Origin of the sequence: Kocuria sp. UCD-OTCP, assembly GCF_000349605.1 — a bacterium.
In the GTDB taxonomy this organism is placed as follows: domain Bacteria; phylum Actinomycetota; class Actinomycetes; order Actinomycetales; family Micrococcaceae; genus Kocuria; species Kocuria rosea.
This window is the reverse complement of record NZ_AOSQ01000001.1, coordinates 89619-115844: the sequence shown is the minus strand read 5'-3', so window position 1 is coordinate 115844 and position 26226 is coordinate 89619. Positions and strand designations below refer to the sequence as shown.

Here is a 26226-nt window from a genome sequence, read left to right as displayed (position 1 = left end):
CCTCATAACGAGACGAAGCATGCCACGGACGGGCGGGCAAGCCCCACAAATGACAATTGCGACGCCGGCACTCCCGTGCTGCCCCTCGCGCACGACCTAGTCTGGCCGGATGGAAGTCCACAAGGCCCAGGCGTTCCTCGCCGTCGCGGAGGAGCTGCACTTCGGCCGCGCGGCAAAGCGCCTGCACATGGCGCAGCCGCCCCTCAGCCGCCTGATCCGGCAGCTGGAGTCCGAGCTGGGCGCCACCCTGTTCGAGCGCAACACCCGCCACGTGACCCTGACGCCGCAGGGCGAAGCCCTGCTCGAGCCGGCCCGGGAGCTGGTCATGCTCGCGCAGCGCATGAAGGACGTGGTCCGGAAGTCCCAGGCGGGCGAGACCGGGCGGGTGCGGCTCGGCTTCGCCGGGGCCTCGGTGAACCAGGCGGTGGGCGAGCTGGCGCGCCAGGTCCGGCGCCGTCGCCCCGGGATCAGCCTGGAGCTCTACAGCTCGCAGTTCTCCTACCTGGGCCTGGAGAAGGTCCTGGACGACTCCCTCGACATCGTGATCGGCCGGTGGGACTTCCTGCCCGCGGAGATCAGCTCCCGGCTGGTCGCGCTCGAGGAGCTGCTCATCGCCCTCCCGGAGAGCCACCCGCTGGCCGACCGCGAGACGGTCGACGTCGAGGACCTCGCCGGGGAGGCGTGGATCGTGCTGCCCGGCGGGGCGGGGGCCACGCTGCCCAACCGGCTCAACACCCTGGCGATGAACGCGGGGTTCGTCCCGCGCATCGTCCAGGTGGCCCCGGACTCCTGGACGCTCGTGGTCCTCGTGGGCGCCGGGATGGGCATCTCCCTCATCCTCTCCAGCGTCCGGGACAACGTGCCGTCCCGCGGCGTGGTCTACAAGCCGCTGACGCAGGAGCAGAAGCCGGTCGAGGTCCGCCTCCTCTGGCGCCGCGGGGACGCCAACCCGGCGCTGCAGTCCGTCATCGAGATCTCCGAGACGGTGTTCCCCGCGCCCGGGGGCCCGCTGCCCGCCCCGGCGACCGGCACTCCGTGACCCCCGCCCCCTCGCCGAAGGGGGGTGCTCAGCTGAAGGCCGAGATGCCGGTGATGTCCCGGCCCACGAGCAGCGCCTGGATGGAGTCGGTGCCCTCGTAGGTGGAGACGACCTCCATGTCCGTCATGTGCCGGACGACGTGGTTCTCGAGCAGCAGCCCGTTGCCGGCCAGGAGGTCCCGGGCCTCGTTGCAGATCCACTTGCCCTTCTGCGCCGTGGCCATCTTCACCATCGAGGCCTGCGCGTTGGACAGCTGACCGCGGTCGGCGAGCTCGGCCATGCGGTCGCAGAGCAGCTGCATGGTGGTGAGCTCGCTGAGCATGTTGGCCAGCCGCGACTGGACCAGCTGGTAGCCGCCGATGGCCCGGCCGAACTGCTGCCGTGTCGCGGCGTAGTCGGCGGCGATCTCGAAGGCCGCCATGCCGTGGCCGACCGCCTCCCACGCGGCGCCGCCGCGGGTGGCCTGCAGCACCCGGGAGACGTCCTTGAAGGACCGGCAGTTCTCGAGGCGATTGCCCGCCGGGACCCGCAGGCCCTCGAGCACGATGTCGGCCTGCTGGATCGCGCGCTTGCCGACCTTGCCGGTGATCACCTCGGGCCGGTACCCGGCCGGGTGGTTGCCCTCGGCGTCCTTCTCCACGACGAACGCGTTGACCTTCCCGTCCTCGGTGTTGCGCGCGAACAGGACGACGACGTCGGCCGCGTCCCCGTTGCCGATCCACCGCTTGTGCCCGTCGATCACCCACTCCTCGCCCTCGCGGCGGGCGGAGGTCTCCAGGGCCACCGAGTCCGAGCCGTGCTCCGGCTCCGTCAGCGCGAACGCGCCGGTCTTCTCCAGCCGCGCCATCGCCGGCAGCCAGCACTGCTTCTGCTCCTCGGACCCCAGCATGTTCAGCGCCCCCATGCACAGGTTGCCGTGCACGCCCAGGAACGTGTTGATGCTGCCGTCGGCCCTCGCCATCTCCCGGGCCACCATGCCCGCGGCCTTGCGGGACATCCCCGGGCAGCCGTAGCCCTGGATGGTGGTGCCGATGATGCCCAGCTCCGCCAGCCCGGGCACCAGCTCCCAGGGGAACTCGGCGCGCTCCCAGTAGTCGTTGATCACGGGCAGCACGCGCTGCTGGGCGAACTCGCGGACCCGGTCCCGGATCGCGATCTCCTCGGGCGTCAGGTCGTCGTCGAGCCGGAAGTAGTCGGAGGTCGCGGCGCCCGCGCGGACGGCGGCCGGGGCCTCGGTCGAGGGGGCGCTGGAGATGGTGGTCATGGTCGGTCCTTTCGTCGGCGGGTCCCAGGACCCGCGGTGGTCGGAGTGGTCGGTGCCGCCGGGCGTTCCCGGCGGGTGGCCCGCAGGATCGCGAGCAGTCCCAGCGCGGTCAGGGCGACCGCGGGGAAGACGAGGAGCGAGGCGCCGGTGGCCCACGCCAGGGAGACCCCGGAGTAGCCCACGGCCATCGCGAGGAAGCGGACCATGTTGTGGATGCCGATCGCGGTCCCGGAGCCCCCGGCGGGCGAGAGCAGGAGCTCCGTGGCCGCCGCGCTCTGGGCGAAGGCGATGCCGGTCCCGGCGAGCACGAGCCCCAGGACCACCAGGGACACGATCACCCAGCGGGCCACGCCCAGACCGGACGAGACCATGGCCAGCGTGACCACCGGGGCGGCGACCACGAGGATCAGGACCCCACGGCCGAGCTGGACGCCGCTGCCGTGCCGGCGGCCCACCCGCGCCGCGACGGGTCCCGCCGCCGTCATGGCGAGCGCCAGGGTGAAGACCACGGCGCCGATCCGGGCCGGGCCCAGGCCCAGGTCCGAGGCGAGGAACAGGGGCACGGCCACGATGGCCACCGCCATGGACCCCATCGCCAGCCCCGCTCCGGCCGCGGCCGTGAGGTAGGCGGGGTCCCGCAGCAGGGCCGGGTCCAGCAGGGGCCGCGGGGACGTCGCCCCGGACGCGGCCCGCCGGGCCCGGCGCCGGCAGAGGTGGGCGAACAGCCACCAGCCGAGCACCGCGCAGACCGCGCTCGCCGCCGCCCAGGACCAGGGGCCGGACTGCCCGGCCAGCACCACGGCCGCGGCCGTCGAGCCGCCGCCGAGGACGAGCCAGACCATCGCGGCCACGTGCATCGGCGGGCGCCGCCGCCCGATCCGGGGCATGAACGCCACCAGGAGGACCATCAGCACGAGCACCAGCCCGGCGTGCACCACGAAGACCCAGCGCCAGCTCAGCGCCTCGGTGAGGACACCGCCGAAGGGCGGGCCCACAGCCTGGCCCACGCCGATGGCGGAGGCCCACGCGCCCATGGTCTGCGCGGTCCGCTCCGGCCAGGTGGTGACCAGGGCCGCCTGCACGCAGGGCGGGATCGCGCTGCACGCCGCGCCCTGCACCATCCGGGCGAGCACGAGCGACTCCATGCCGGTCGCCGCGGCCGCCGTGAGCTCCGCGAGGACCATGACGCCCAGCGCCGAGATCAGGAAGGTCTTGACCCCGAGCCGGTCGCCGAGCCAGCCGGCGAGCGGGACGGCGGTGGCCATGGCCACCGTGAAGGCGCTCACGGCCAGCACCGACTGCTGGGCCGTCATGCCGAGGTCCGTCTGGATGACGTACAGCGGCGCGTTGATCACGTTCGAGGACATCGTGCCCATCGCCGTGGTGGCCAGCAGCGCCGGATAGGCGATCCGCCGCGCTCGCAGGGCGGGCCGGCCCCTCCGGAACGCGGTCATGCACGCACGGTCACGGAGTCCGGCTCCGGCTCCGGGACGACGACGCCCTCCAGGGCGGCCCGCACCGGTGCCGGCAGCGGGGTGGAGCGGCCCGTGGCCGGGTCCTTCTGCACGAGCACCGTCCGGGCGCGGACCGCGACCTGCCCGTGCTGGACCAGCTCGTAGGCCACCGTGTAGGACGACCGGCCGAGGCGGCAGACCCAGACGCGGGCCGTGAGCTCGGGGCCGTGGTCGATGGAGCGCAGGTAGTCGAGCGTCAGGGAGACCACCACGCGCGGCCGGGCGGGGTCCGGGACGCCGTCCTCCCCCAGCCAGGAGGCGACCGCCGAGAGCCGCGCCTCCTCGATCAGGGTGACCACGCGGGCGTTGTTGACGTGCCGGTTCAGGTCCTGGTCGGACCAGCGCACGGGCAGCACGGTGGTGTGCACGGCGCTCACGACGCCTGCCGGACCGCGGGCTCGCCGCGCTCGAGCCACGCCAGGACGCGGTCCCGGTCCGCGTCGAGCAGCGGCGGGGCCTGCGTGTAGTCGACCGGGGTGCGGCTGAAGTCGACCGGGTGGCGGACCGTGGGGACCTCCCGGCCCCCCGTCCCGGCCAGCACCACCGGGTCCAGGCCGAGGTCCTCCGCGAACCGGACGCCCTCGTCCACCCCCAGGATCGGGGCACAGGGCACCTTGACCGACTTGAGCAGCTCGAACCAGTCCTCGGCGTCCCGGGCGGCGAGCCGCTCGATCATCAGCCGGCGCAGCTCCACCCGGTTGGCGTTGCGCGCGGACACCGTGGCGAACCGCTCGTCCTCGGCGAGCTCGGGCGCGCCGAGGCACCGGCACAGCCGCGCGAACTGCCCGTTGTTGCCCACCGCGATGACCATGTCCTTGTCCCGGGTGGGGAAAGGCTCGTAGGGGTAGAGGCTCGGGTGCTCGTTGCCCATCCGGGTGGGGACGCTGCCGCCGGCAACGTAGGCGGCGGACTGGTTGACCAGCCCGGACAGCGCCGAGCTCAGCAGGTTCAGCTCCACGTGCTGGCCCGTCCCGGAGGACTGCCGCTCGTGGAACGCGCCCAGGATGCCGGTGGAGGCGTGCAGGCCCGTGATGACGTCGAAGAGGGCCACGCCGGCCCGGTACGGCTCGCCGTGCTGGCTGCCGGTGAGGCTCATCATCCCGGAGAGGGCCTGGGCCAGGAGGTCGTAGCCGGGCAGGTCGGCGCCGCCGGCGGTGCCGAAGCCGGTGATCGAGGCGTAGACGAGGTCCGGGCGCCAGGCGCTGACGCTCTCGTAGTCGAGGCCGTAGCGCACCAGGCCGCCGGGCTTGAAGTTCTCCACCAGGATGTCCGCCCGGGCGATGATCCGCTCCACGACCGCGAGCTGCTCGGGGTCCGAGAAGTCCAGGGCGATGGAGTGCTTGTTGCGGTTGACCGAGAGGAAGAACGTGCTCTCGCCGTCCCGGTGGGGCGGGACCCACGCGCGGGCGTCGTCCCCGGCGGTGCTCTCGATCTTGATGACGGTCGCGCCCATGTCCGCCAGCAGCATGGTGCAGTAGGGGCCGGCGAGCACGCGGCTGAGATCCGCCACCACCACCCCGGCGAGCGGGCCCGTGCCGGGGCGGCCGAAGATCTCCTGCAGGGCGTGGGCGTCCTCGAACTGGCTCATGTTCTCTCTTTTCGTCGTCGCGTCTCGTCCGGGCTCAGCCGGCGTACTCGTACCAGCCGCGGCCGGTCTTGCGGCCGTACCGGCCCTGCTCGTAGAGCTTCTCCACGGAGGGGTGCGGGAGGTCGTCGGGGTCCCCGCTCTGCTCGTGCTGGGCCAGCCGGATCAGGTAGGCCACGTCGATGCCGACCAGGTCCATGAGCTCGAACGGCCCCATGGGGTGGCCCAGGGCCGTCCGCGCGGCCACGTCGATGTCCTCGAAGCTCGCCACGCCGTCGGCCTCGAGGCGCAGCGCCTCGTCCCGCAGGGCCCCGAGGAGGCGGTTGGCCACGAAACCGGGGACCTCGTGGTGGAGCCGCACGGGCTGCTTGCCGAGCCGGCGGGCGAGCTCCGTGGTGGTCTCCGCGGTGGCGTCGGAGGTCTGCGGGTTGCGCACCACCTCGACGCAGGCCATGACCAGCGCCGGGTTGAAGAAGTGCATGTTGCACACCCGGTCCGGGCGGCCGGTCGCGTCCGTGAGCAGGGACGAGGGGATGGTCGAGGAGTTGGTCGCGAGGATCGCGTGCTCGGGGGCGGCCTCGTCCAGGTCCGCGAACAGCTGCCGCTTGATGTCGAGGCGCTCCACGGCGGCCTCGAGCACGAAGTCGGTGCTGCGGGCCGCCTCGAGGGAGTCGGTGGTGTACGCCATCCGGGCGAGGGCGGCGTCGACATCCGCCCGGCTCCGGCTGCCCTTCTCGGCGAGCCGGCCGAGGCGGCGGTGCACCTCGTCCCGGGACCGTTCGAGGGCGGCGGGGTCGAGGTCGCTGGTGGTGACGGTGTAGCCGGCGAGGGCGAAGACCGCCCCGATCTGGGTGCCCATGGCACCGGATCCCACGACCAGGACGTCTCGGACGGCGTCGATGCTCGGCTGGGGGTTCATGTCTGCTCCTCGGAGGTTGTGGTGGGGCTCGTCGGTGGGGCCGCGGGGTTCGGGGCTGGGGCCGGTGGTCAGTCGTCGTCGCGGAAGCGGGCTGGGCGCTTCTCCAGGAAGGCGCTCGCACCCTCGGCCTTCTCGTCGGAGGCGTAGAGCAGGGACTGGGCCAGCCGCTCGAGCAGCAGCCCGGTGCGCTGGTCCGTCTCGGCGCCGTTGCGCACCACGAGCTTGGCCAGCCGCACCGCCAGGGGGCCCTTGGCGAGGATCGAGTCCGCGGTGGCGAGCGCCGCGTCCATCAGCTCGTCCGCCGGGACCACGCTGGTCACCAGGCCGATGCGCAGGGCCTCCTCCGCGTCGATGATCCGGCCGGTGAGGATCATCTCCTGGGCCCGGCCGAGCCCGACGAGCCGGGACAGCCGCTGGGTGCCGCCGGCGCCGGGCAGGATGCCGAGGTTGGTCTCGGGCAGTCCGAACCGGGCGCCGGCGGCCGCCACGCGGATGTCGCAGGACATCGCCAGCTCGTTGCCCCCGCCCAGCGCGAAGCCGTTGACCGCGGCGATCGTGGGCAGCTCGAGGTCCTGGATCCGGTCCCAGAGGCGCTGCATCCGGGCCCGCAGGCCGTCCCGCAGCGTGTAGCCGACCAGCTGGGAGATGTCCGCCCCGGCCACGAAGGCCTTCTCCCCCGCGCCGGTGAAGACGACGGCGCCGGCGTCCTCGCGCCGCTCCAGCGCGTCGAGCGCCGCCTCGATCCCGTCCAGCACCCCGACGTTCAGGGCGTTGCGCACCTCGGGGCGGTTCACGGTGACGACGGCGACCCTGCCCCTGAGCTCGGCCGTGACGGTGCCGGTCCCGGTGTCGAGGGCGGTGCTCGTGCTGTTGCCGGGCGTGGTGGTGGTGTCCGTGGTGGTGTCCGTGGTGGTGTCGGTCATGGCGGGTCCTTCCGGTCAGACGGTGGCGGTGGCGGGCGCAGGGGCCGGGGCGGGAGCGGCGTCGTCGTCCGTGGGTCCGGTCCGCACGGTGAGGAAGGTCAGCAGCACGCTCCCGGCCACGAGGACCAGGCCGGCGACGGCGCTGAGCGGCGTGGGCAGGAACAGCAGGAACCCGCCGACCGCGGCCGCGACCCGGAACAGGACGGGCATCCGGCGGTCGAAGCCGACCGTCCAGCCCTCGATGGCGGAGGCCAGGGCGTAGACGCCCACGATGCTCAGGGCGAAGGCCAGCAGGATCCGGCCGGGCGAGTCCTGGGCGACCAGCGCGGGGTTGAGGGCGAAGCCGAACGGGACGATGTACTTCACCGCGCCGAGCTTCATGGCCGCCACGCTGGTGGCCATGGCGGGAGCCTTGGCCAGGCCCGCCGCGGCGAAGGCGGCGAGACCCACCGGCGGGGTGATGTAGGAGACGGACGCCCAGTAGATGACGAACAGGTGCGCCGCGAGCGGGTTGACCCCGAGGTCGATGACCGCCGGGACCATGACGATCGCCAGGAACACGTAGGCCGCGGAGATCGTCATGCCCATGCCGAGGATGAAGCAGGTGACGGCGCCGGCGATGAGGATGAGGACCACGTTGTCACCGACCAGCGAGACCAGCTCGCGGGCCAGGGACAGGCTCACGCCCGTGGCGGTGAGACCGCCGACGATCAGGCCCACGCCGGCGATGATGCCGATGATGTTGCCCAGCGTCCGGCCGGACTCCACGAGGAAGTCGGCGAACTCCCGCAGCCCGAACTTCTGGCCCGGGCGCAGCACGGCCACGACCAGCAGCACCAGGATCACCCAGTACGGCACCTGGGTCTCGGAGTTCGTGAGGAACAGCAGCCCGGTCAGCAGGGCCAGGGCCAGGACGTAGGGCCAGCCCCGGACGAGCGTGGCGAGGGCCCGGGGCAGCTGGGCCACGGGCACGCCCTTGAGCCCCTTGCGGGCGGCGTAGCCGTCCACCTGCAGGTAGATGCCGAGGAAGTAGAGGACCGCGGGGATGGTCGCGGCCACCAGGATCTCCGTGTAGGGCACGCCCACGAAGGAGACCATGAGGAACGCCGCGGTGCCCATGATCGGCGGGGTGATGGACCCGCCGGAGGACGCCGTGGCCTCGATGCCGCCCGCGTAGGTGGGGCTGAACCCGGAGCGCTTCATGGCCGGGATGGTCATGGGCCCGGTGGTCAGGACGTTGGAGACGGCGCTGCCGCTCATCATGCCCATCGCGGCGCTGCTGGCCACGGACACCTTCGCCGCGCCGCCGCGGTACCGGCCGAAGATCGACATGGAGAGGTTGTGGAAGAAGTCCGCGCCGCCGGTGTGCTGCAGGGCCACCCCGAAGACCAGGAAGCCGATCAGGATGGTCGCCGCGGTCTGGATGGGCAGGCCCAGCACGCCCTCGGCGCCCATGATGTGCACCTGCGCCAGGGTCGGCAGGTCGTAGGTGACGCCCTGCAGGACGCCGATCGACAGGTTCTCGGCGACCAGCGGGTACAGGGAGAAGAGCAGCGCGATGACCGTCACCGTCAGCCCGCCGGTGCGGCGCAGGGCCTCGAGCACCACGAGCCACAGCACGAACGCGGCGACCGTGGCGGTGGTGGGCGCCATGTACTCCCAGCCGAAGTCCTTGATCCGCGTCCCGTTGACCGCGAAATAGCCGCACACGGCCGCCGCGACGACCATGAGCAGGACGTCGAACCACTGGACCCGGCGCTCGCGGACCGGGGCGGTGCTGCCGCCGGATCCGTGCTCCTGCTGGGCCTCCACCTGCTGGGCGAGCGGGATCCTGCGCAGGGGGTTGACGATGAACACGACCGGCAGGAACACCGCCAGGATGAGGTACAGGTAGGAGTTGGTCAGCAGGGACAGCCCGCCCACGTTCCAGAAGAAGACCTGGTTCATGGCCAGCAGCACGCCCAGGACGGTCAGCACGATCACCACCGTCCGCCAGAACGGTGTCACCCGGGTCTCAGTTCGCATCGTCGGTCTCCTCGCCGTCCAGCTCGTCGGTCTTCCAGTCCGTCCAGTTCTGCTCGAGCTCCTCCGCGGAGGAGGAGGACTCGACGACGCCGGGCCAGGCCTCGCGCATCCGCTCGCCGCGCTCGATCAGCTCGTCGTTCTTCCGCTCCAGCTCCTCGGTCCACACGCCGCGCTCCTCGAAGTAGCGGACGGTGCCCTCGTGGAAGGGGACCACCAGCGGCTCCTTGAGCACGGCGTCGAAGGCGAACTGCTTCGTGTCCGGGGTGGTGCCCTCGTAGTGCTCGTAGTTCTCGACCATCGACTTCACGAGGTGGTAGACCTCGTCCGCGTCGCGGGAGCCCATCGTGGTCAGCGGGATCGTGTACTCGAGGACGCGGGCGCTCTCGCCCTCGTCCATCCCGGCGGCGTTCGTGACCTCGCCGACCGACACCATGGGCATGAGCTCCTCCCAGGTCTCGTAGCGGGCCGGGTCCGGGTCGTCGAAGCCCAGCCACTTGACGTCCGTGGAGGACGCGAGCTCGTCGATGTTGGAGCCGACCACGTTCTGGTACAGGGCGTCGATCTGGCCCGCCTCGAGACCGGCGATCTGCTCGCCGTAGGAGATGGGGACCTTCTGGACGTCCTCCCCGGTCAGGCCGCCGTAGTTGAGGAAGCCCTCCATCTTGTTGTTGATGGACGTGTTGGCGGTCAGCTCGGGGAACCGCTTGCCCTCGAGGTCCGCGAAGGAGTCGATGCCGCTGTCCTCGCGCACCAGCAGGCCGTAGTTGCCCAGCGGCGCCCACACCATGCGGATGTCCTGGGGGCCCCACTCCTCGCTGGCGTACTCGTAGTCGCCCTCGAAGGCGTAGTAGTACTCGTCCCCGGCCCGCGAGTAGTCCACGGTGCCGTTCACGAGGGGCGCCAGCCGGCCGATGCCGGTGTCGGCCGTCATCAGCCGCACCTGCACGCCCTCCTCGTTGGTGAGGGTGTTCGCGATGGCGGCGAGGTCGTTGTAGGTGCCGGTGCCCACGTTGTAGGTGGACCACACCAGCTGCTGCGGCAGGCCGTTGGGGCCCACCGGCTCGTCCCCCTCGGCGCTCGCGCAGCCGGTCAGCCCCAGCACCGCGACGGCGCCCAGAGCGGCGAGCCGTGACTTCGTTGTCCTCATGATGACCTTTCGACGTGCGGTGGGGGCGCTCAGCGCCCGGAGAAGGAGGGGACCCGCTTCTCGAAGAACGACTGCCTGCCCTCCAGGAAGTCGGCGGTGCCGAAGAGCGCGGGCTGGTGGTCCCGCTCGAAGTCCAGGGCCTCGCCGAGAGAGCCGGAGGCCTCGCGGATCCCCCGCTTCACGGCGGCGACGGCGAGCGGGGCCCGGCCGGCGAGCTCCGCGGCGCGGGCGACCGCGGCGCCGAGCACGTCCGGGTCCGGCAGCACGTGGTCGGCCAGCCCCGCGTCCAGGGCGGTGGCGGCGTCCACCGGGGCGGCCTCCAGCAGGATCCGCCGGGCGCGGGCCGCACCCGTGCGCTGGACCAGGGAGTGCACCAGCCCGCCGTCCGGGGCCAGGCCCAGGCGGGTGAACGGAAACAGGAACCGGGCGCTCTCGCCGGCCACCACCACGTCGCAGCAGCACACCAGGCCGACGGCCACGCCGGCGGCGGGCCCGGTCACCGCGGCCACGACCGGCTTCTCCAGCTGCGCGAGCTCCTGCACGAGCCCGGCCACCTCGGCCATCCGGGCGGCGGACTCGACCGGACCGGCGGGCGGCATGGAGGCGAGGTCGCCGCCGCCGCTGAAGCAGCCTCCCGCGCCGGTGAGCACCAGGGCGCCGATCCCGGGGTCCGCGGCGAGCTCCGCCAGGGCGGCCCGCAGCCGGGTGCGCAGCTCGGGGCCGAGCACGTTGCGGCGTCGTTCGTCGTCGAGCGTCAGCACGGCCACGGCACCGGTGCGCTCGATGCGCACCCGGGGCGGGACGTCGACGGCACGGGGGGACGATCGGGTCACAGGAGTCCTCCGAGGGGTGGATGGATGTCGTGCAGATCACATTCCCACGACCCACTGTGAAACTTCAAATACCTAATGTGCAGTTCAGTGATACCTAAAGCTCAAATATGTGGCGAACGGTGTTGCCCAGGTCACGCATGCGTCATCCTCGTCAGAGGCATCCGCGCACCCCGATCCCCAGGAGGACCCATGAACGCCGCCGCGACCGACCTGCTCGACGTCGAAGCAGACCTCAGCGCCGAGGAGCTCGAGACCCGGGACACCGTCCGCGAGTTCGTGGACCGGCGGATCCGGCCGAACATCGCCGGGTGGTTCGCCGACGCCGTCTTCCCGCAGGAGATCGTCCCGGAGATGGCGCAGCTCGGACTGCTCGGCATGCACATCCAGGGCTACGGGTGCGCCGGGAAGTCCGCGGTGCAGTACGGCATCGCGATGCAGGAGCTCGAGGCCGGGGACTCCGGCCTGCGCACGTTCGTCTCCGTGCAGGGCTCGCTGGCGATGTCCGCGATCGCCAAGCACGGCTCCGAGGAGCAGAAGCAGCGCTGGCTGCCCGGCATGGCCGCCGGCGAGATCATCGGGTGCTTCGGCCTCACCGAGCCCACCGCCGGCTCGGACCCCTCGACCATGGCGACCACCGCGGTGCGCGAGGGCGGCGAGTGGGTCCTCAACGGCGCCAAGCGCTGGATCGGGCTCGCCTCGATCGCCCACGTGGCCGTGATCTGGGCCAAGGCCGTCGACGAGAGCGGGCAGGAGCGCGTCCGCGGCTTCCTCGTGCCCACGGACACCCCCGGGTTCACCGCCACGCCGATCGAGCCGAAGCTGTCCATGCGCGCCTCCATCCAGTGCGACATCGCCCTCGAGGACGTCCGGCTGCCCGCCGACGCGATCCTGCCCGACAATCCCGGTCTGCGAGGACCGTTCTCGTGCCTCAACGAGGCCCGCTACGGGATCGTCTGGGGCGCCCTGGGCGCGGCCCGCGACAGCTTCGACGCCGCACTGGCCTACTCGCAGCAGCGCATCCAGTTCGACAAGCCGCTCGCCGCCTACCAGCTCTCGCAGGCGAAGCTGGTGAACATGGCCCTGGAGATCCAGAAGGGGCAGCTGCTGGCGCTGCGCATCGGGCGGCTCAAGGACGAGGGCCGCCTGGAGAACCACATGATCTCGGTGGGCAAGCTCAACAACTGCCGGATCGCGATCGAGGTGTGCCGGGAGGCGCGCACGATGCTCGGCGGCAACGGGGTCACCCTCGAGCACTCGCCGCTGCGCCACGCCAACAATCTGGAGTCCGTGCGCACCTACGAGGGCACCGACGAGGTGCACACCCTCATCCTGGGCCAGCAGCTGACCGGGCACTCCGCCTTCCGCTGAGCACGCGCCTGCCGGGCGGGCTGATGAAGATCACACCGGGAGGCATGGGAGACCGGGGCGAACGCGCGTAGCATCGAAAGCTGTCCCTCCCCTTTCCTTCGGGCTCGACGACGTGCTCGTTCCCCGTCCCTGCGCCCTCCCCGGAAGGACCCGCCGTGTCCGCACCCCGCACCGCCCTGCTCCAGGTGGTCAACGCCCCCGGTCCCGCCGGCACCCGCCTCGCCATCTTCGCCCTGGCGATGGGCGGCTTCGGGGTCGGCACCACCGAGTTCGCCTCGATGGGCCTGCTGCCGTTCATCGCCGAGGACTTCGGCGCCTCGATCCCCGCCGTCGGCCAGTCCATCTCCCTCTACGCCCTGGGCGTGGTGGTCGGGGCGCCGCTCATCACGTCCCTCGCCGCCCGGGTGGAGCGCAAGACCCTGCTGCTGGCGCTGATGCTCACGTTCGTGGTGGGCAACGGGCTCTCCGCCGCCGCGCCCTCCCTCGAGTGGCTCTACGTGGCCCGGTTCCTCGCCGGCCTGCCCCACGGCGCCTACTTCGGGGTCGCCGCGGTGGTGGCCTCCTCCCTGGTGGCCCGCGAACGGCGCGGCACGGCCGTGGCCCGGGTGATGCTGGGGCTCACCATCGCGAACATCGTGGGCGTGCCCTTCGCCGCGGCTCTGGGCGGGGCCCTCGGCTGGCGCTCCGCCTATCTCCTGGTGGTGCTCCTGGGCGCCCTGACCATCGTCGCCCTGGCCCTGTGGGTGCCGCGCACCCGCAACGAGGGCATGGCCTCGGCCGCCCAGGAGATCCGCGCCCTGGCCCGGCCCCAGGTGGCCCTGACGCTGCTCGCCGGGGCGATCGGCTTCGGCGGCATGTTCGCGGTCTACACCTACATCTCCCCGACCCTGACCGAGCTCACCGGCCTCGACATCGGCACCGTGCCGTGGGTGCTGGCCGTGTTCGGCGTGGGCATGACCGTGGGCTCGCTGCTGGCCGGTCCGCTCATCGACCGCTCGATCGAGCGCACCGCCCTCGGCGCCGGCGCCGTGTCCGGCGTGGCCCTGGCGTTCTTCGCGCTGTTCGTCCACGTCCCCGTGGCTGCCGTCCTGGGCGCGCTGTGGATCGGCATCATGGGCTCGATCTTCACGACCTCGCTCCAGGTGCGCCTGCTGCGCGAGGCCAAGGACGCCCCGTCCCTGACCGCCGCGATGAACCACGCGGCGTTCAACCTGGCCAACGCCGTGGGCGCGTTCCTCGGCGGTGTGGTCATCTCCGCCGGCTGGGGGTACCGCTCCCCCGCCTGGGTGGGCGTCGGTCTGGCCGCGGCCGGCCTGCTCATCCTGGGCTATGCGGCGCTGCGGCGCCGCCACGCCCCGGCCGAGACCCGGTAGCACCCGCCCTCCGGGCGGAGCGCTGGGCGCGGTCCGCACGGGCGCTGCTCGAGCCGCGTCGCCCAGCCCGGCGCTGCCCGGGCCGCACTGCCCTACCCGCGCGCTCCGCCCGGGTGCTGCTCGGGCCGCACTGCCCAGCCCGGCGCCGCCCGGCCGTGCGCCGCCCGGCCCGCGCGCTCAGCCCGGGCGCTGCTCGCGGGCGAGCACGCGCCGGCGGGTGGCGCGCACCAGGGCGGCCACCAGCCGCTCGAGGGGGCCCTGCCCCATGGCCTGGCGCCAGAGGAGGGCGAAGGCCATCGCCACGGCCACGTGGATCCAGAACCACAGCGGCTCGTCGTAGTGCACCTCGGCGGCCAGCGCGAGCAGGTGCGCCGAGTACACGGTGAGGGTCATCGCGCCCATGGCGCTCAGCGGCAGCAGCCAGGAGCCCCAGCGGCGGGCCAGCAGGAGGAACACGCCCAGGGCGGCCACCGCGGAGCCGAGGCCCAGCAGCAGGGCCGGCGGGGTGTTCGTGTACGGGCCGCCGACCGTCAGCCACCACCACGTGGTCGTCGGCAGCGTCGGGTCGGGGCCGAACACGATGACCTCGGTGACGAGCTCCTCGTCGACGCCGGGGGTGCGGGTCACGAGCTGGTCGAGGCCGCCGGCCCGGTCGACGAGCACCCAGGAGGCCAGCGAGGCCCCGGCGGCCAGCAGTGCCCCGCCCAGCACCAGTCCGGTCTGGACCCGGATCCCGGCGAGGTCGAGCCGGCCGATGGCCAGGCCGGTCAGCAGGTAGGCCAGGTACGGCAGGGCGGGGAAGGTCCCGGTCAGCAGCAGCCGGGCCGCGGTGGCCCCGGGGTCCCCGACGAGATCGAGGTAGTCCGGGTTGTAGCGCTCCACGACCGGCAGGACGTCCCGCAGCAGGTGCACCAGCGCGGGACCGGCCAGGGCGAAGACCCCCGCCCAGACGAACAGGGCGCGGGCGGGCAGGCGCAGGAACGGGATCGCCAGCAGGAAGAAGGCCCCGTAGTAGACGAGGATGTTGACGGCCGGGACCTCGTCGATCGTGCTCCCGGGGAGCACGTGGTTGATCGCCAGCCCCAGGCCCGCGATCAGCAGCGCGCGGACGGCCACCCCCGCCCGGTCGGCGGTCATCGCCCGGCCGGTGTGCGGTGTCCGGCCACCGGTGCTGAAGGCCAGGCCCACGCCCGCCAGAAGGGCGAACAGCGCCGCGGAGCGGCCGGCGAAGACGGTCCACTGCGCGGTGGGCTCGAAGGTCTCCGGGTCCCACGAGGGCAGGATGTGGATCGCGATCATCCCGATCAGGGCCAGGCCGCGGGCGGCGTCCACCCCGACGAGGCGGCGCTTGGCGGGTGCGGCGGCCGGGCTCGCGGTGGAACTCGCGGTGGAACTCGCGGTCGAGCTCGTGGCCGAGCCCGTGGCCGGGTCGGCCGTCGCGCGGCCGGTCGAGGCCTCGTCCGCGAGCGGAGTGCTCGCCGGCCGCGCGGGGACCGGCGCCCACGGCACGGTCCTCGGCGGGCGGCCCCGGGAATCGGTCATGACAGCGGCCCCCTCAGCGCGGCAGGACGGCGGACCCCCTGCCCGCCGGACCGGTCGGAGGACCGGTGCACACCCCACCTTTGCTGGCGCACATGTGGTGGGCTTTTCGGAATGCTGTGCTTCCGCTGTGACGCGGCACACGCGCCCGCCGGCGGGCGACCGGTCGCAGGACCGCCCGAGGCCTACACGGCCTCGGGGCGCCTCGACGAACGGAGGCCGCCGAGGACGGCGCGCACCCGCCGCGGCGCCGCAGCGGCGGCGGCGGGAGCGGTGACCGGGGCCGTGGCCGACGACGACGGCACCACGACGGGGCGCTGGGCCGCCGTGTGCCGGTAGGCCATGGCCTGCAGCTCCACCACGGGGTACTCGAGGCTGCGCCGGGCGGACTCGGTGGGGCGGGTGGTGGCGAAGGCGGTGGCCGCGTCCTGCAGGGACCGCGCGGCGATGAACGGGGCGGCCGCTTCGACGTGGGGCCGCACCGCGTGGCGGTAGACGGCGCGGTCGGACTCGGCGCAGTCCTCCCACCGGGGTGCTCCGGGGTGGGCGGCCCGCTCGTACTGGGCGCGGGCGGCGGCCTCGACGGCGTCGGTGATGGTGATGGTGCGCATGTCCGCTCCTGGGTGTCCGGTGGGTGGCTGGCTCGAGTGGTTCCACTGTCCGCCCGGAGTCTGTGCCGGAGCTGTGCCGACCGCCCTGGCCTGTCTGAGAATTCCGGCGGCACGGCACAGGCTGCGCACAGCTTCCACAGGACGTGCGCCTAATCTGGTGCGCAACAGTGGCAGTGTCACGTCCGCCCGGCACCGGGAGCTCCCATGTCCTACTCCTCCAGCTTCTCCGTCCTCACCGAGGTCCTGCCTCGCCTGACCCACCCTGACGGCTCGCCGATCCGGGTGCTGGTGGTGGACGACGAGCCGGCGCTGGCCGATCTCGTGGCCATGGGCACGGGCATGTGCGGGTGGGACGCCCGGATCTCCCACGAGGGGTTCGACGCCGTCGCCCAGGCGCGGGACTTCGCCCCCGACGTGCTGGTCCTGGACCGGATGCTGCCCGGCCTGGACGGGCTGGAGGTCCTGGCCCGGATCCGCCAGTCCTACCCCGAGGTGCCGGTGCTGTTCCTCACGGCCAAGGACACGGTCCAGGACCGGATCGAGGGGCTCGCCTCCGGCGGGGACGACTACGTGACCAAGCCGTTCTCGATCGAGGAGGTGCTCATCCGGCTGCACCGGCTCGTGCAGCGCTCCGGGGTCGCCGCCCAGGACAGCGCCACCCTGGTGGTCGGGGACCTGGTGCTCAACATCGACAGCCGCGAGGTCACCCGCGCCGGGGAGCCGGTCGAGCTGACCACCACGCAGTTCGAGCTGCTGCGCTACCTGATGGAGAACCCGCGCCGGGTCCTGTCCAAGGCCCAGATCCTGGACAACGTGTGGCACTACGACTTCTCGGGCCAGGCCAACATCGTGGAGCTCTACATCTCCTACCTCCGCAAGCGGATCGACGCCGGCCGCGCCCCCATGATCCACACCGTGCGCGGCGCCGGGTACGTCATCAAGCCCGCGTCCTGATGCCGCACGGCCCGCTCCCCGCGCGCCGCCTGCGCCTGGCCACCCGGCTCATCGCCGGCGTGCTCGTCCTCCTGGCGGTGGTCCTCCTCGTGCTGGGCGCCACGATCGTGGAGCTCACCCGCCAGGACCTCGTCGAGCGGCTCGACGGATCGCTGCGCCAGGCCACCGGGCGGGCGCTGACCTTCACCCGGGGGGACCCCGCCCCGGAGCGGGACCCCCTCGACGCCCCCGGCCAGCCGGTGGGCGTCCTGGTGGCCGTGCTGCGGGAGGACGAGGTGGTCACGGCGTCCTACCGCACCGAGTCCGGGGAGCCCGCGCCGCTGCCCGAGGAGGACGTCGCGGCCCTGCGGGAGGCGGGCGCCTTCGCGGCCGAGAGCCCGGACGAGCGCGGCTTCGGGGACCCTCGGCGCTCCACGGGCACGGAGCAGGGGCGGCTCTCCGACGTGGACCTGTCCGTGGGCGAGTACCGGGTCGAGTCGGTCGCCCGGGACGGGCGCAGCGGCAGCCAGGTGCTGGTGACCGGGCTGCCCACCGCGTCGGTCGACGACACCGTGGCGGAGCTCGTCACCACCATGACCGCGGGCAGCCTGCTCGCGCTGGTGACCACGGCGGTGGCCGGGACCGTCGTCGTGCGCCGTGCCCTGCGGCCGCTGGAACAGGTCTCGGCGGCGGCGTCCCGCGTCGCCCGCCTGCCGCTGGCCTCGGGCGAGGTCTCCCTGGCCGACCAGCACGTCCCCGCCGGGCTGGCTCGTCCCGGCACGGAGGTCGGGGAGGTGGGCCACGCCCTGAACTCCCTGCTCGAGAACGTGGACTCGGCCCTGGCCGCGCGCCAGCACTCCGAGACCCGGCTGCGCGAGTTCGTGGCCGACGCCTCCCACGAGCTGCGCACCCCCCTGGCGGCCGTGCGCGGCTACACGGACATGCTGCAGCTCACCGAGCCGCTGACCGGCACCGGCCGCGCCTCGCTGGCCCGGGTGGAGCAGCAGACGCTGCGGATGACCGCCCTGGTCGAGGACCTGCTGCTGCTCGCCCGCCTGGACGAGGGCCGCCCCCCGGAGCTGCGGGACGCCGACCTCGGCGAGCTCGTGCTCGAGGCCCTCACCGACGCCTCGGCCGCGGGCCCCGACCACGACTGGGCCCTGGACGTGCCGGCGGAGCCGGTGCCCGTGCGGGCGGACGTCGCCCAGCTCCACCAGGTGCTGGCCAACCTGCTCTCCAACGCCCGCAAGCACACCCCGCCCGGCACCGCGGTGACCGCCGCCGTGCGGGCCACCCGGGACGGCTGGGCGGAGGCCTCCGTGCTCGACGCCGGCCCGGGCATCCCGCGGGAGTTCCAGGCCAGGCTCTTCGAGCGCTTCAGCCGCCTGGACACCTCCCGGCAGACCCGGGAGGGCAGCACCGGGCTGGGCCTGTCCATCGTCCGCTCGGTGGTGCAGGCGCACGGCGGCACGGTGGACGTGGAGTCCCGCCCGGGCCGCACGCTCTTCACCGTCCGGCTCCCGCTGGGCACCGGCGCAGCGGTGCCCGCCGCGCCCCGGTGACCGACGGCCGCGGGCGCCTCAGCTCCGACGACGACGGCGTCGTCGGCGGCCGAGCCAGCCCGCCGGGCCGCCGTGGACGAGCAGGTGCCGGGTGTGGGGGTCCAGGAGCATCAGGTAGGCGGTGAACAGCAGGGCGGTGACGAACGCGATCGTCGAGGCGTCGACCGTCAGCTCGATGAAGGGCCACACGGAGAGCTGGTCCTGGGCGCCGAAGATCACGAAGAAGGTGATCACGATGTACAGGGAGCGGATCTGCCAGTTGTCCCTGATGCCGGTCGCGGCGAGGAAGGGGAGGAACCACAGGATGTACCAGGGCTGGATGATCGGGGAGAGCAGCACCACGGCGGCGAACGCCAGGCCGAGCCGGCGGACCACCTGGTGGTCGTCGCCGCGGAACATCAGGAGCAGGACCAGGCCGATGGCGGCGTACTGCAGGACGTCGCGCAGCACGGAGGCCATGGCCGTGCCCGGCAGGCCCACCGCGTTCGCGAGGTCGCGGACCTGCTGGCCCAGGAACCCGGAGGGCGAGTACCCGGTGTACCCCGGGGTGGGGTCGACCAGCGCCCAGACCCACCCGGTGCCCAGCTGGTAGGGGAGCCCGCTCAGCAGCAGCACCCCGAAGCTGATCGCCGCCGTGGCCGCCCACAGAGCGAACTTCCGCCGCCAGGATGCTCTCGGCCCTGCCCACAGGAGGCCGATGAACGGCAGCAGGAGGATGGTGATCGGCTTGATCCCGATCGAGGCGGTCACCAGGAGGACCCCGGTCGCCGGGCGGCCCGTGGCCGCGAAGTACGTTCCCGCCACGGCCAGTCCGAGCATCAGCGCGTCGTTGTGCGCGCTGGCCACGAAGCTGATGAGGAACAGCGGGTTGGCCACCGCGATCCACAGCGCACGGGCCGGGTCGACCCCGTGCAGTCGCGCGAGCCTGGGCACGTACACGACGCAGAGGAGGACACCGGCGCAGGCCAGGATCCGGAAGAGCAGGACGGAGAGATCCGGCTGCGCGCCCGTCAGGGCCACGACCGCGCGCGCCAGCCACAGGAAGTACGGCCCGTAGGGCGTCCGGGCCTCGGCCCAGGTCGGGTCCGTGCCCAGCATGAACCAGTTCTCCAGGGCGGAGATGCCGGTCGTGTACGGGTTCTGCCCGGCCAGCATCAGACGGCCCTGGCCGACGTAGGCGTACACGTCCCGGGAGAAGATGGGCACGGCGAAGAACAGCGGCAGCGACCAGGCGCACACGGCCAGCACCACGGAGCGCTGGGCGCCCGCCGGCCCGCCCTGGAGCCGCTGCCCGAGCCGGAGCCAGGAGCGCACCAGCAGCATGGCGCCGACGGTCAGCAGCACGGTGCAGGCGTAGACGCCCCATCCCTCGACCCGCAGCGCGATGACGAGGGGGTGGCGGACCATGGGCGAGCCGTTGGCGATCCACCCGGTGCCGACCGAGCCGACGAGCATCATCAGGGAGCCGACGAACCCCTGCAGGACGGCGACGTGCGCGCGCGGGTCCGGGTGGGCGCCGGGCGTGTCCTGGCGGAAGGGGACGGTGCTGACGGCCCGGCCCCCGCGGCTCCGCGGCCCCTCCGGATGCGAACCCCCTGCCGTCATGACGTGCGCTGATCCCCTATGTGTGTCGCTGCCGGGCGGACAGGTGTGCTGAGCGCTCTCCAGGAGCGTGTTCCAGCCATGATGCCACCTCATCGCCCCGGCGTCCCGGGACGCCGCCGCGCCCTCCGGCCCGGGGTCGCTGCGCACGGATCATGACGCCCGGTTCCGGGCGGTCCGCGCCCGGCCACGTAGCATGGTGGGGCAGCGGCCCTGTGGTCCTGCGACCCCACCCCCTTGACGAGGATTGACCCATGTCCACGGACACGACCTTCAGCATGCTCACCCGGTTCCGGAACCGCCTCGCGACCCCGCGGTGGTACGCCTGGTCGAGATCCCCGCGCGGACTGCTCGCCGGCTTCGTCCTGGTGCACCTCGTGTTCCTGGGATTCGCCCTGTCCCTGTCCCTGTCCGGCGCCGCCTTCAGCGACACCTACATCTACCGCGCGTGGGCCGAGGCCGGCTTCGACGAGCAGAACCTGAACGGGGAGCCCACCCCCTGGGTCTATCCGGTGCTGGCGCTGGTGCCCGTCGCGCTGGCCGGCGCGGCCGGCCCGGGGCCGTTCTTCTTCCTGTGGGTCCTGATGATCACCGTGCTCAACGGCTGGGCCGTGGGGAAGCTGACGGACTGGGGACGCGCCCGGCACGCCGTCCCCGCCGCGTGGTGGTGGCTGGGCTTCGTCTTCCTCATGGGGTGGCTGGGCTTCGCCCGCGTCGACGGGCTCACGGCCCCCCTGGTGCTCGTCGCCCTGGTCTACGGCGTGGCGCACCCGGTGGCCGCCTCGGTCCTGCTCAGTGTCGCCACCTGGATGAAGGTCTGGCCGGCGGCGGTCGTGCTCGCCCTCGTCACCGTGGTGCGCCGGCGGGTGGCGGTCGTCGTCGCGGGCCTGCTGGTCAGCGCGGCCGCGGCCGGGGTCGCCGCCGCCATGGGTGCGCTGCCGAGGCTCTTCGACTTCCTCACCCAGCAGGGGGACCGGGGCATGCAGCTGGAGGCCACGTTCACCACCCCGTGGCTGTGGTCGTCCGTGCTGGGGGTGGGCGGGTCCCGGATGTACATGAACACGGAGATCAACTCCATGCAGGTCGACGGCCCCGGCACGGCCACGATGGCCGTGCTCATGCAGCCGCTGCTGCTGGTGGCCGCCGCCGCGGTGACCCTCCTGATCGCCCGGGGCCTGCGCAACGGCGAGCGGTCCGGCGAGACCGACCGGACCGAGCTGCTGCTGGCGGGGTCGCTGACCATGGTCACCGCCTTCATCGTGTTCAACAAGGTCGGCTCCCCGCAGTTCATGGTGTGGCTGGCGCCGGCCGTGGCCGTGGGGCTGACCCACCACTGGAAGGCGTGGCGGGTGCCGGCGGTCATGCTGATCGCCATCGCCGTGGCCACGTTCCTCGTCTACCCGATGTTCTACTACGAGCTGAGTCACAACGACCCGTGGATGGCCCTCGTGCTGACCCTGCGCAACGCCCTGCTGGTGGTGCTCCTGTGGTGGTCGGTGCGCCGCCTGTACCAGCTGGGCTCCCGGCGCCCCGCCAGCGCGCCCGCTACGGCACCCGCCCCCGCCGCGCCGGCGCCCGCCGCGAAGGAGGCCTGAGATCTCCGCCCCCTTCTTCGACCGGCTGACCCGCGTCCGCGACGCCGTCCTGCCCGCCCGCGCCGTGGCCTGGTTCGCCCGCCCGGCCGGCGTGTGGTGGGGCTTCGCCGTCGTCCACCTGTACTTCCTGGGCTGGATGATGTCCTTCGTCATCCACGGCGATGCCTTCAGCGACACCGAGCAGTACCGCCAGTGGGCCATGGCCGGGTACGACCCGGCCGATGCCGGGGACGGGATCAGCCCGTGGGTGTACCCGGTGCTGGCGCAGATCCCGATCCTCCTGGCGGGGATCGCCGGCCCCGGCCCCTACCTGCTGGTCTGGACGCTGATCGTCACCGTGCTCAACGCCGTCGCCCTGGTCTGCCTCACGCGGGGCCGGCGGGCCCGGCAGGGCATCGCCCCGGCCTGGTGGTGGCTGTTCTTCACCGTGTTCCTGGGCTACCTGAGCTTCGCCCGGGTGGAGGGCATCGCGGCCCCGATCGTGCTGATCGGACTCCTGTACGCGTCCGAGCGGCCCGTGCTCGGCTCCGTCCTCCTGAGCGTCGCCACCTGGATCAAGGTGTGGCCGGCGGCCGTCCTGCTCGCCCTGTTCATCGCCTGCCGGCAGCGCGTCCAGGTGGTGGCCGCCGGGGTGGGGGTCACCGCCGTGGTGGTGCTGGGCACGTACCTGACGGGCGGCCTGCCGCACATCGCGGACTTCCTGGTCAACCAGGGGGAGCGCGGCATGCAGCTGGAGGCCACGTTCTCCACCCCGTGGGTGTGGGCGAGCGTCTTCGACGTGGCCGGATCGCGGATGGCCGACAACGTGGCCATCAACTCCACCGAGGTCTACGGGCCCGGCACCGAGATCGTCGCGTTCCTGATGCAGCCGCTGCTCGTGCTCGCCGTCCTCGCAGGAGCCGTCCTGCTGGTCCGTGCGCTGAAGCGCGGGGCCGAGCGGGAGGAGCTCTTCTACGAGGGGGCGCTGATGATGACCACGGTCTTCATCGTGTTCAACAAGGTGGGGTCCCCGCAGTTCATGATCTGGATCGCCCCCGTCGTCGTGGCCGGGCTGGTGCACGACTGGCAGCGGTGGCGGACGCCGGCGGCGCTGCTGATGGGCATCGCGGTCACCACGTTCGTGATCTATCCGCTGTTCTACACCCCGCTCATCCACGCGCACCCGGCGATGGCGGCCGTGCTGACCGCCCGCAACGTGCTGCTCGTCGTCCTGCTGTGCTGGTCCGTGCAGCGCGTGGCCCGGCTCCAGCAGGTCCCCGCCCGCCCCGCGGAGCTGGCCACCACCTGAGCCCGCGGCCCGTCTCCTCGGCGGGACGACGACGTCACCGGCCCGCCGCCGCGCGCGGACCGGCGCCCAGGGCCAGGCCGCGCGCGGCGCCGGCGGCCCGGGCCAGGAGTCGCTCCAGCGGGCCCCGGCCGAAGGCGCGCTGCCAGGCCACTGCGAACAGCGCCGCGACCGCCACGTGGATGAGGAACCACAGGAGCGGCACCTCGTAGTGGAGCATGGCGGCCAGGGCCAGCAGGTGCGCCGAGTAGAGCGTCAGGGTCATCGACCCCATCGCGCTCAGCGGCAGCAGCCAGGCACCGGCCCGCCGGGCCACGAGGAGGAGGAGGCCCAGCACGGCGGCGCCGGAGCCGAGGTCCTGGAGGATTGCCACCGGGGTGTTGGTGTGGGGGCCGGGGATCAGCAGCCACCACCAGGAGGTGTCCGGCAGGACCGGGTCCGGCCCCCAGACGATGATCTCGTCGATCAGGTCCTCGCTCAGCCACGGGGTGGAGCTCATGAGCTGGTCGTAGCCCCCGGACCGGAGGACCAGCACCCAGTACACCAGCCACGCCCCCACGGCCAGGGCGAGCCCCGCCACCAGCAGCCGGCCCTGGACGCGCACGGCCCGCAGGTTCAGCCGGCCGATGGCCATCCCGGCGAGCAGGTAGGCCAGGTACGGGACCGCGGGATAGGTGCCGGTGAACAGCACCTGGGCCAGGACGGTCCCCGGCTCGGCGAGCACGTCGGCGAAGGTCGGGTTGTACACCTCCAACGCGGGCAGCACTCCCCGGAGCGCCTGCATCAGCACCGGCCCCACCACGGCGGCCGCGGCGGCGAGACCGAACAGCGTCCGCGCCGGCAGGTGCAGGAAGGGGATCGCGAGCAGGAAGAACATGCCGTAGTAGACGAGGATGTCGTAGGCGGGCGGGTCCGCCGGCATGACCTGGTTGATCAGCAGCCCCAGCCCGGTGATCAGCACGGCCCGGACGAGCAGCCCCACGCGGTCCGCGGTCATCGTCCGGCCCCGGTGCGGGGTGCGCCCGCCGGAGGAGAAGGCCAGGCCCACCCCGGCCAGCAGCGCGAACAGGGCCGCGGCGCGGCCCGCGAACAGCTCCCACTGCAGCGTGGGCCCGTAGGTCTCGGGGTTCCAGGCGGGCAGGATGTGGATCGACATCATCCCGACCAGGGCGAGGCCCCGGGCGGCGTCGACCCCCACGAGCCGGCGCCTGCGGACCAGCGGCAGGACCGGGCCCTCCGCTGCTGACCGTGCACCGGGTGCAGGGTGGTGGACGTTGACCATGGCGGCGGGTTCCTTCTGTCGGACGTGCCGACGAGCTCCCGCCCGCCGGCCCGGACCTCTCGGTCCTTCTCGTCCTCCAGCTGACCAGCCGGGATTGTGCCGCCGTTGTGGCGTCCCTGTGCCGGGGCTGTCGAAGTGGTCCCCCGGTCCCGGCTACCGCCGCACGGTCTTCTCCAGCCCGCTGACCAGCAGCACCGCGCACGTGGACCAGATCGCCCCGGCCGGGCCGAGCGGCGCGGCCACCAGGCCGGCCAGCAGGGGCATGGCGACCTGCCCCGCCCGGTTCCCGACCAGCCGCACGGCGAGCGCCGAGCCCCGCCACGAGGTGGGCACGGCGGTGGAGACCAGGGTCATGGTGATCGGCTGGCCCAGGCCCAGGCAGAAGCCGCCCACGAACAGGAGCACCGCGGCGAGCCACGGCACCGTGATGACGGCCGGCGGGACGGCCAGGGTGATGCCGGCGCCGTAGAGGCTGACCAGCAGCAGCGCCCGGCGGGACATCCGGTGCGCGAGCCACGGCAGCAGGACGCGCGAGACGATCGAGGCGCCGCCGCGCACGGCCAGCAGGACGCCGATCCACGCCGGGGAGACCCCGGCCCGCTCCCCCACCAGCGGCAGGAAGGCCGTGAGGATGTCGAGCATCGCGAGCAGGGCCAGGGACGCCAGCATGTGGGACGGGATGCCGGGGACCTCGAGGATCCGCAGCATCGACGCGCGCGGCGCCGTTCCGGGGACCACCTCGAGCTCACCGGTGGCGGGAGCCGCCTGCTCCGCGGCAGCGTCGTCGTCGTTCCGGGCGGGCGCCCCGGAGGCCGGCCGGCGCAGGAGCATGACGGGCACCACGAGGACCGAGAGCCCGGCCCCGATCCACAGGGACAGGGTGATGTCGGCGACCCGCTCGGGCGATGCGACGTCGCTGCCCGTGCCCAGGAGCACCCCGACCAGCAGCGGGCCCACCAGCTGCCCGGCGGAGAAGGCGGCGGTGAACCAGCCGAAGCCCTTGTCCAGCTGGTCCGGCGGGGAGAAGCGGGCGACCGCCGACTGCCCGGCGATGGTGAACACCAGGTGCCCCATGCCCAGCAGGGCGCTCGCCACGGCGACGAGCGCCACGCTGGGCGCCAGGGCCAGCGCACCCGCGCCGAGGGCCAGGACCAGGGCGCCGACGACCACCATGGTCCGCAGGTCCCGCACCCGGTCGGTCATCCGGCCCAGCCACATGGCCGTGACGAGCGGGACCACGGCGTAGGCGGCCGTGACCAGGCCGACCGTCACGGAGTCGGCGTCCAGGGACAGCAGTTTGTAGGTGGTGACCGGGCGCACCAGGTTCAGGGCGGTCTGCGTGAGCAGGGCCCCGGCCACGAGGAACCACAGCCACGCCCCGGACCGGGCCCCCGGAGCGGTCGAGGCCATGCCTCAGGAGCGCCGGGGCTTGACCGCGATCACCGGGGCGTTGGCCTCGAGGAGCACCTGCTGGGCGGCGCTGCCGAGCAGCAGCTTGCCCACGGGGCTGCGGTGCTTCACGCCGATCACCACGGCGGAGGCGTTCACCTGCTCCGCGGCGTCGAGGAGCTCGCCCACGGCGTCCCGGTTGCGGGTGTCGGGGGTGCGGAAGGTGACGGGCACGCCGTTCAGCTCGCTCCCCTCGGGGTCGAGCTGGGCGCCCTCGAGGTTGAAGACCAGCAGGTCCTCCTGGCGGCGTCCGGCCTCCTCGACCGCGGCCGCGAGCGCGGCCTCGCCCTCGGGGGTGCTGGTTCGGGCAACGACGACGGTCATGGGAGCCTCCGCGGTGGGGTGGGGAAATCGGGTGGTGGGAAAGGGGCGTACAAA

The 26226-nt window shown here is 73.1% G+C and carries 22 protein-coding genes; 7 read left to right on the top strand and 15 right to left on the bottom strand.

Annotated elements, in window-relative coordinates; genetic code table 11:
- The first annotated feature begins 109 nt into the window (after window positions 1-109).
- On the top strand, window positions 110-1039 hold the full coding sequence (locus H488_RS19895; RefSeq protein ID WP_017831821.1) for a LysR family transcriptional regulator: 930 nt from the start codon (window positions 110-112) through the stop codon (window positions 1037-1039).
- A 28-nt stretch (window positions 1040-1067) separates the two neighbouring features.
- Here the strand turns inward: H488_RS19895 and H488_RS19890 are convergent, their stop codons facing one another.
- From H488_RS19890 to H488_RS19850, 9 genes are all read right to left on the bottom strand, one after another.
- Window positions 1068-2303, bottom strand: coding sequence for an acyl-CoA dehydrogenase family protein (locus H488_RS19890; RefSeq protein ID WP_017831820.1), 1236 nt, complete (start codon window positions 2301-2303; stop codon window positions 1068-1070).
- Window positions 2300-3757 (bottom strand): MFS transporter, encoded by a 1458-nt coding sequence (locus H488_RS19885; RefSeq protein WP_017831819.1) that lies wholly within the window; start codon window positions 3755-3757, stop codon window positions 2300-2302. Before H488_RS19885 ends, H488_RS19890 begins: the two co-directional genes overlap by 4 nt.
- Entirely contained in the window at window positions 3754-4194 is a 441-nt protein-coding gene (locus H488_RS19880; protein ID WP_017831818.1) for an acyl-CoA thioesterase, read from the bottom strand. The genes H488_RS19885 and H488_RS19880 overlap by 4 nt, the downstream gene beginning before the upstream one ends.
- Window positions 4191-5405 (bottom strand): CaiB/BaiF CoA transferase family protein, encoded by a 1215-nt coding sequence (locus H488_RS19875; RefSeq protein ID WP_017831817.1) that lies wholly within the window; start codon window positions 5403-5405, stop codon window positions 4191-4193. The genes H488_RS19880 and H488_RS19875 overlap by 4 nt, the downstream gene beginning before the upstream one ends.
- Window positions 5406-5439: 34 nt before the next feature.
- Window positions 5440-6321, bottom strand: coding sequence for a 3-hydroxyacyl-CoA dehydrogenase family protein (locus H488_RS19870; RefSeq protein ID WP_017831816.1), 882 nt, complete (start codon window positions 6319-6321; stop codon window positions 5440-5442).
- Between the two features lie 68 nt (window positions 6322-6389).
- On the bottom strand, window positions 6390-7244 hold the full coding sequence (locus H488_RS19865) for an enoyl-CoA hydratase/isomerase family protein (RefSeq protein WP_017831815.1): 855 nt from the start codon (window positions 7242-7244) through the stop codon (window positions 6390-6392).
- A gap of 15 nt (window positions 7245-7259) precedes the next feature.
- Window positions 7260-9269: a TRAP transporter permease gene (locus H488_RS19860; RefSeq protein WP_081615665.1), complete on the bottom strand. Its 2010-nt coding sequence runs from the start codon at window positions 9267-9269 to the stop codon at window positions 7260-7262.
- Window positions 9259-10416 (bottom strand): TAXI family TRAP transporter solute-binding subunit, encoded by a 1158-nt coding sequence (locus H488_RS19855; protein ID WP_031282157.1) that lies wholly within the window; start codon window positions 10414-10416, stop codon window positions 9259-9261. Before H488_RS19855 ends, H488_RS19860 begins: the two co-directional genes overlap by 11 nt.
- A 29-nt stretch (window positions 10417-10445) precedes the next feature.
- The gene (locus tag H488_RS19850) at window positions 10446-11249 is read right to left on the bottom strand and encodes an enoyl-CoA hydratase/isomerase family protein (RefSeq protein WP_017831812.1); all 804 of its coding nucleotides are present in this window, start codon (window positions 11247-11249) and stop codon (window positions 10446-10448) included.
- A gap of 189 nt (window positions 11250-11438) precedes the next feature.
- Here H488_RS19850 and H488_RS19845 point away from each other — a divergent pair, with 189 nt between their 5' ends.
- Window positions 11439-12617, top strand: a complete 1179-nt coding sequence (locus H488_RS19845; RefSeq protein WP_017831811.1) for an acyl-CoA dehydrogenase family protein — start codon at window positions 11439-11441, stop codon at window positions 12615-12617.
- 155 nt (window positions 12618-12772) lie between these two features.
- Window positions 12773-13990, top strand: a complete 1218-nt coding sequence (locus H488_RS19840) for an MFS transporter (protein ID WP_017831810.1) — start codon at window positions 12773-12775, stop codon at window positions 13988-13990.
- A gap of 177 nt (window positions 13991-14167) precedes the next feature.
- On the opposite strand, the gene H488_RS19835 is transcribed toward H488_RS19840, so the two are convergent.
- Both H488_RS19835 and H488_RS36885 read right to left on the bottom strand, forming a co-directional pair.
- Window positions 14168-15532: a heparan-alpha-glucosaminide N-acetyltransferase domain-containing protein gene (locus H488_RS19835; RefSeq protein ID WP_150110234.1), complete on the bottom strand. Its 1365-nt coding sequence runs from the start codon at window positions 15530-15532 to the stop codon at window positions 14168-14170.
- Window positions 15533-15714: 182 nt separating this feature from the next.
- Complete coding sequence (locus tag H488_RS36885; protein WP_017831808.1) at window positions 15715-16140, bottom strand: hypothetical protein; 426 nt, start codon at window positions 16138-16140, stop codon at window positions 15715-15717.
- Window positions 16141-16344: 204 nt separating this feature from the next.
- Between H488_RS36885 and H488_RS19830 the strand changes: the two genes are divergently transcribed.
- The gene (locus tag H488_RS19830) at window positions 16345-17094 is read left to right on the top strand and encodes a response regulator transcription factor (RefSeq protein WP_017831807.1); all 750 of its coding nucleotides are present in this window, start codon (window positions 16345-16347) and stop codon (window positions 17092-17094) included.
- Complete coding sequence (locus H488_RS19825) at window positions 17094-18635, top strand: sensor histidine kinase (RefSeq protein ID WP_017831806.1); 1542 nt, start codon at window positions 17094-17096, stop codon at window positions 18633-18635. The genes H488_RS19830 and H488_RS19825 overlap by 1 nt, the downstream gene beginning before the upstream one ends.
- Window positions 18636-18653: 18 nt before the next feature.
- Here H488_RS19825 and mptB read toward each other — a convergent pair whose 3' ends face one another.
- Complete coding sequence (gene mptB / locus H488_RS19820; protein ID WP_017831805.1) at window positions 18654-20240, bottom strand: polyprenol phosphomannose-dependent alpha 1,6 mannosyltransferase MptB; 1587 nt, start codon at window positions 20238-20240, stop codon at window positions 18654-18656.
- Window positions 20241-20491: 251 nt separating this feature from the next.
- Here mptB and H488_RS19815 point away from each other — a divergent pair, with 251 nt between their 5' ends.
- Both H488_RS19815 and H488_RS19810 read left to right on the top strand, forming a co-directional pair.
- Entirely contained in the window at window positions 20492-21832 is a 1341-nt protein-coding gene (locus H488_RS19815) for a glycosyltransferase 87 family protein (RefSeq protein ID WP_017831804.1), read from the top strand.
- A 64-nt stretch (window positions 21833-21896) separates the two neighbouring features.
- Window positions 21897-23120 carry a glycosyltransferase 87 family protein gene (locus tag H488_RS19810; RefSeq protein ID WP_017831803.1) on the top strand — a complete coding sequence of 408 codons (1224 nt, stop codon included), beginning with the start codon at window positions 21897-21899 and terminating at the stop codon, window positions 23118-23120.
- 34 nt (window positions 23121-23154) lie between these two features.
- On the opposite strand, the gene H488_RS19805 is transcribed toward H488_RS19810, so the two are convergent.
- The 3 genes from H488_RS19805 to H488_RS19795 all read right to left on the bottom strand — a co-directional run bounded on the left by H488_RS19805 (window position 23155) and on the right by H488_RS19795 (window position 26172).
- Window positions 23155-24399, bottom strand: coding sequence for a heparan-alpha-glucosaminide N-acetyltransferase domain-containing protein (locus tag H488_RS19805; protein ID WP_017831802.1), 1245 nt, complete (start codon window positions 24397-24399; stop codon window positions 23155-23157).
- Window positions 24400-24552: 153 nt separating this feature from the next.
- Window positions 24553-25809, bottom strand: a complete 1257-nt coding sequence (locus tag H488_RS19800) for an MFS transporter (protein WP_017831801.1) — start codon at window positions 25807-25809, stop codon at window positions 24553-24555.
- Window positions 25810-25812: 3 nt separating this feature from the next.
- A complete protein-coding gene (locus tag H488_RS19795) occupies window positions 25813-26172 on the bottom strand; it encodes a universal stress protein (RefSeq protein ID WP_017831800.1) in 360 nt (119 codons plus the stop codon).
- Window positions 26173-26226 lie beyond the last annotated feature (54 nt).

What these genes read in the sequence shown, in the direction of transcription:
- H488_RS19815 (WP_017831804.1), top strand. Translation starts at nt 20,492, where the DNA reads ATGTCCACGGACACGACCTTCAGCATGCTCACCCGGTTCCGGAACCGC.
- H488_RS19890 (WP_017831820.1), bottom strand. Translation starts at nt 2,303, where the DNA reads ATGACCACCATCTCCAGCGCCCCCTCGACCGAGGCCCCGGCCGCCGTC.
- H488_RS19895 (WP_017831821.1), top strand. Translation starts at nt 110, where the DNA reads ATGGAAGTCCACAAGGCCCAGGCGTTCCTCGCCGTCGCGGAGGAGCTG.
- H488_RS19845 (WP_017831811.1), top strand. Translation starts at nt 11,439, where the DNA reads ATGAACGCCGCCGCGACCGACCTGCTCGACGTCGAAGCAGACCTCAGC.
- H488_RS19860 (WP_081615665.1), bottom strand. Translation starts at nt 9,269, where the DNA reads ATGCGAACTGAGACCCGGGTGACACCGTTCTGGCGGACGGTGGTGATC.
- H488_RS36885 (WP_017831808.1), bottom strand. Translation starts at nt 16,140, where the DNA reads ATGCGCACCATCACCATCACCGACGCCGTCGAGGCCGCCGCCCGCGCC.
- H488_RS19835 (WP_150110234.1), bottom strand. Translation starts at nt 15,532, where the DNA reads ATGACCGATTCCCGGGGCCGCCCGCCGAGGACCGTGCCGTGGGCGCCG.
- H488_RS19805 (WP_017831802.1), bottom strand. Translation starts at nt 24,399, where the DNA reads ATGGTCAACGTCCACCACCCTGCACCCGGTGCACGGTCAGCAGCGGAG.
- H488_RS19800 (WP_017831801.1), bottom strand. Translation starts at nt 25,809, where the DNA reads ATGGCCTCGACCGCTCCGGGGGCCCGGTCCGGGGCGTGGCTGTGGTTC.
- H488_RS19825 (WP_017831806.1), top strand. Translation starts at nt 17,094, where the DNA reads ATGCCGCACGGCCCGCTCCCCGCGCGCCGCCTGCGCCTGGCCACCCGG.
- mptB (WP_017831805.1), bottom strand. Translation starts at nt 20,240, where the DNA reads ATGACGGCAGGGGGTTCGCATCCGGAGGGGCCGCGGAGCCGCGGGGGC.
- H488_RS19865 (WP_017831815.1), bottom strand. Translation starts at nt 7,244, where the DNA reads ATGACCGACACCACCACGGACACCACCACGGACACCACCACCACGCCC.
- H488_RS19830 (WP_017831807.1), top strand. Translation starts at nt 16,345, where the DNA reads ATGTCCTACTCCTCCAGCTTCTCCGTCCTCACCGAGGTCCTGCCTCGC.
- H488_RS19855 (WP_031282157.1), bottom strand. Translation starts at nt 10,416, where the DNA reads ATGAGGACAACGAAGTCACGGCTCGCCGCTCTGGGCGCCGTCGCGGTG.
- H488_RS19870 (WP_017831816.1), bottom strand. Translation starts at nt 6,321, where the DNA reads ATGAACCCCCAGCCGAGCATCGACGCCGTCCGAGACGTCCTGGTCGTG.
- H488_RS19885 (WP_017831819.1), bottom strand. Translation starts at nt 3,757, where the DNA reads ATGACCGCGTTCCGGAGGGGCCGGCCCGCCCTGCGAGCGCGGCGGATC.
- H488_RS19875 (WP_017831817.1), bottom strand. Translation starts at nt 5,405, where the DNA reads ATGAGCCAGTTCGAGGACGCCCACGCCCTGCAGGAGATCTTCGGCCGC.
- H488_RS19795 (WP_017831800.1), bottom strand. Translation starts at nt 26,172, where the DNA reads ATGACCGTCGTCGTTGCCCGAACCAGCACCCCCGAGGGCGAGGCCGCG.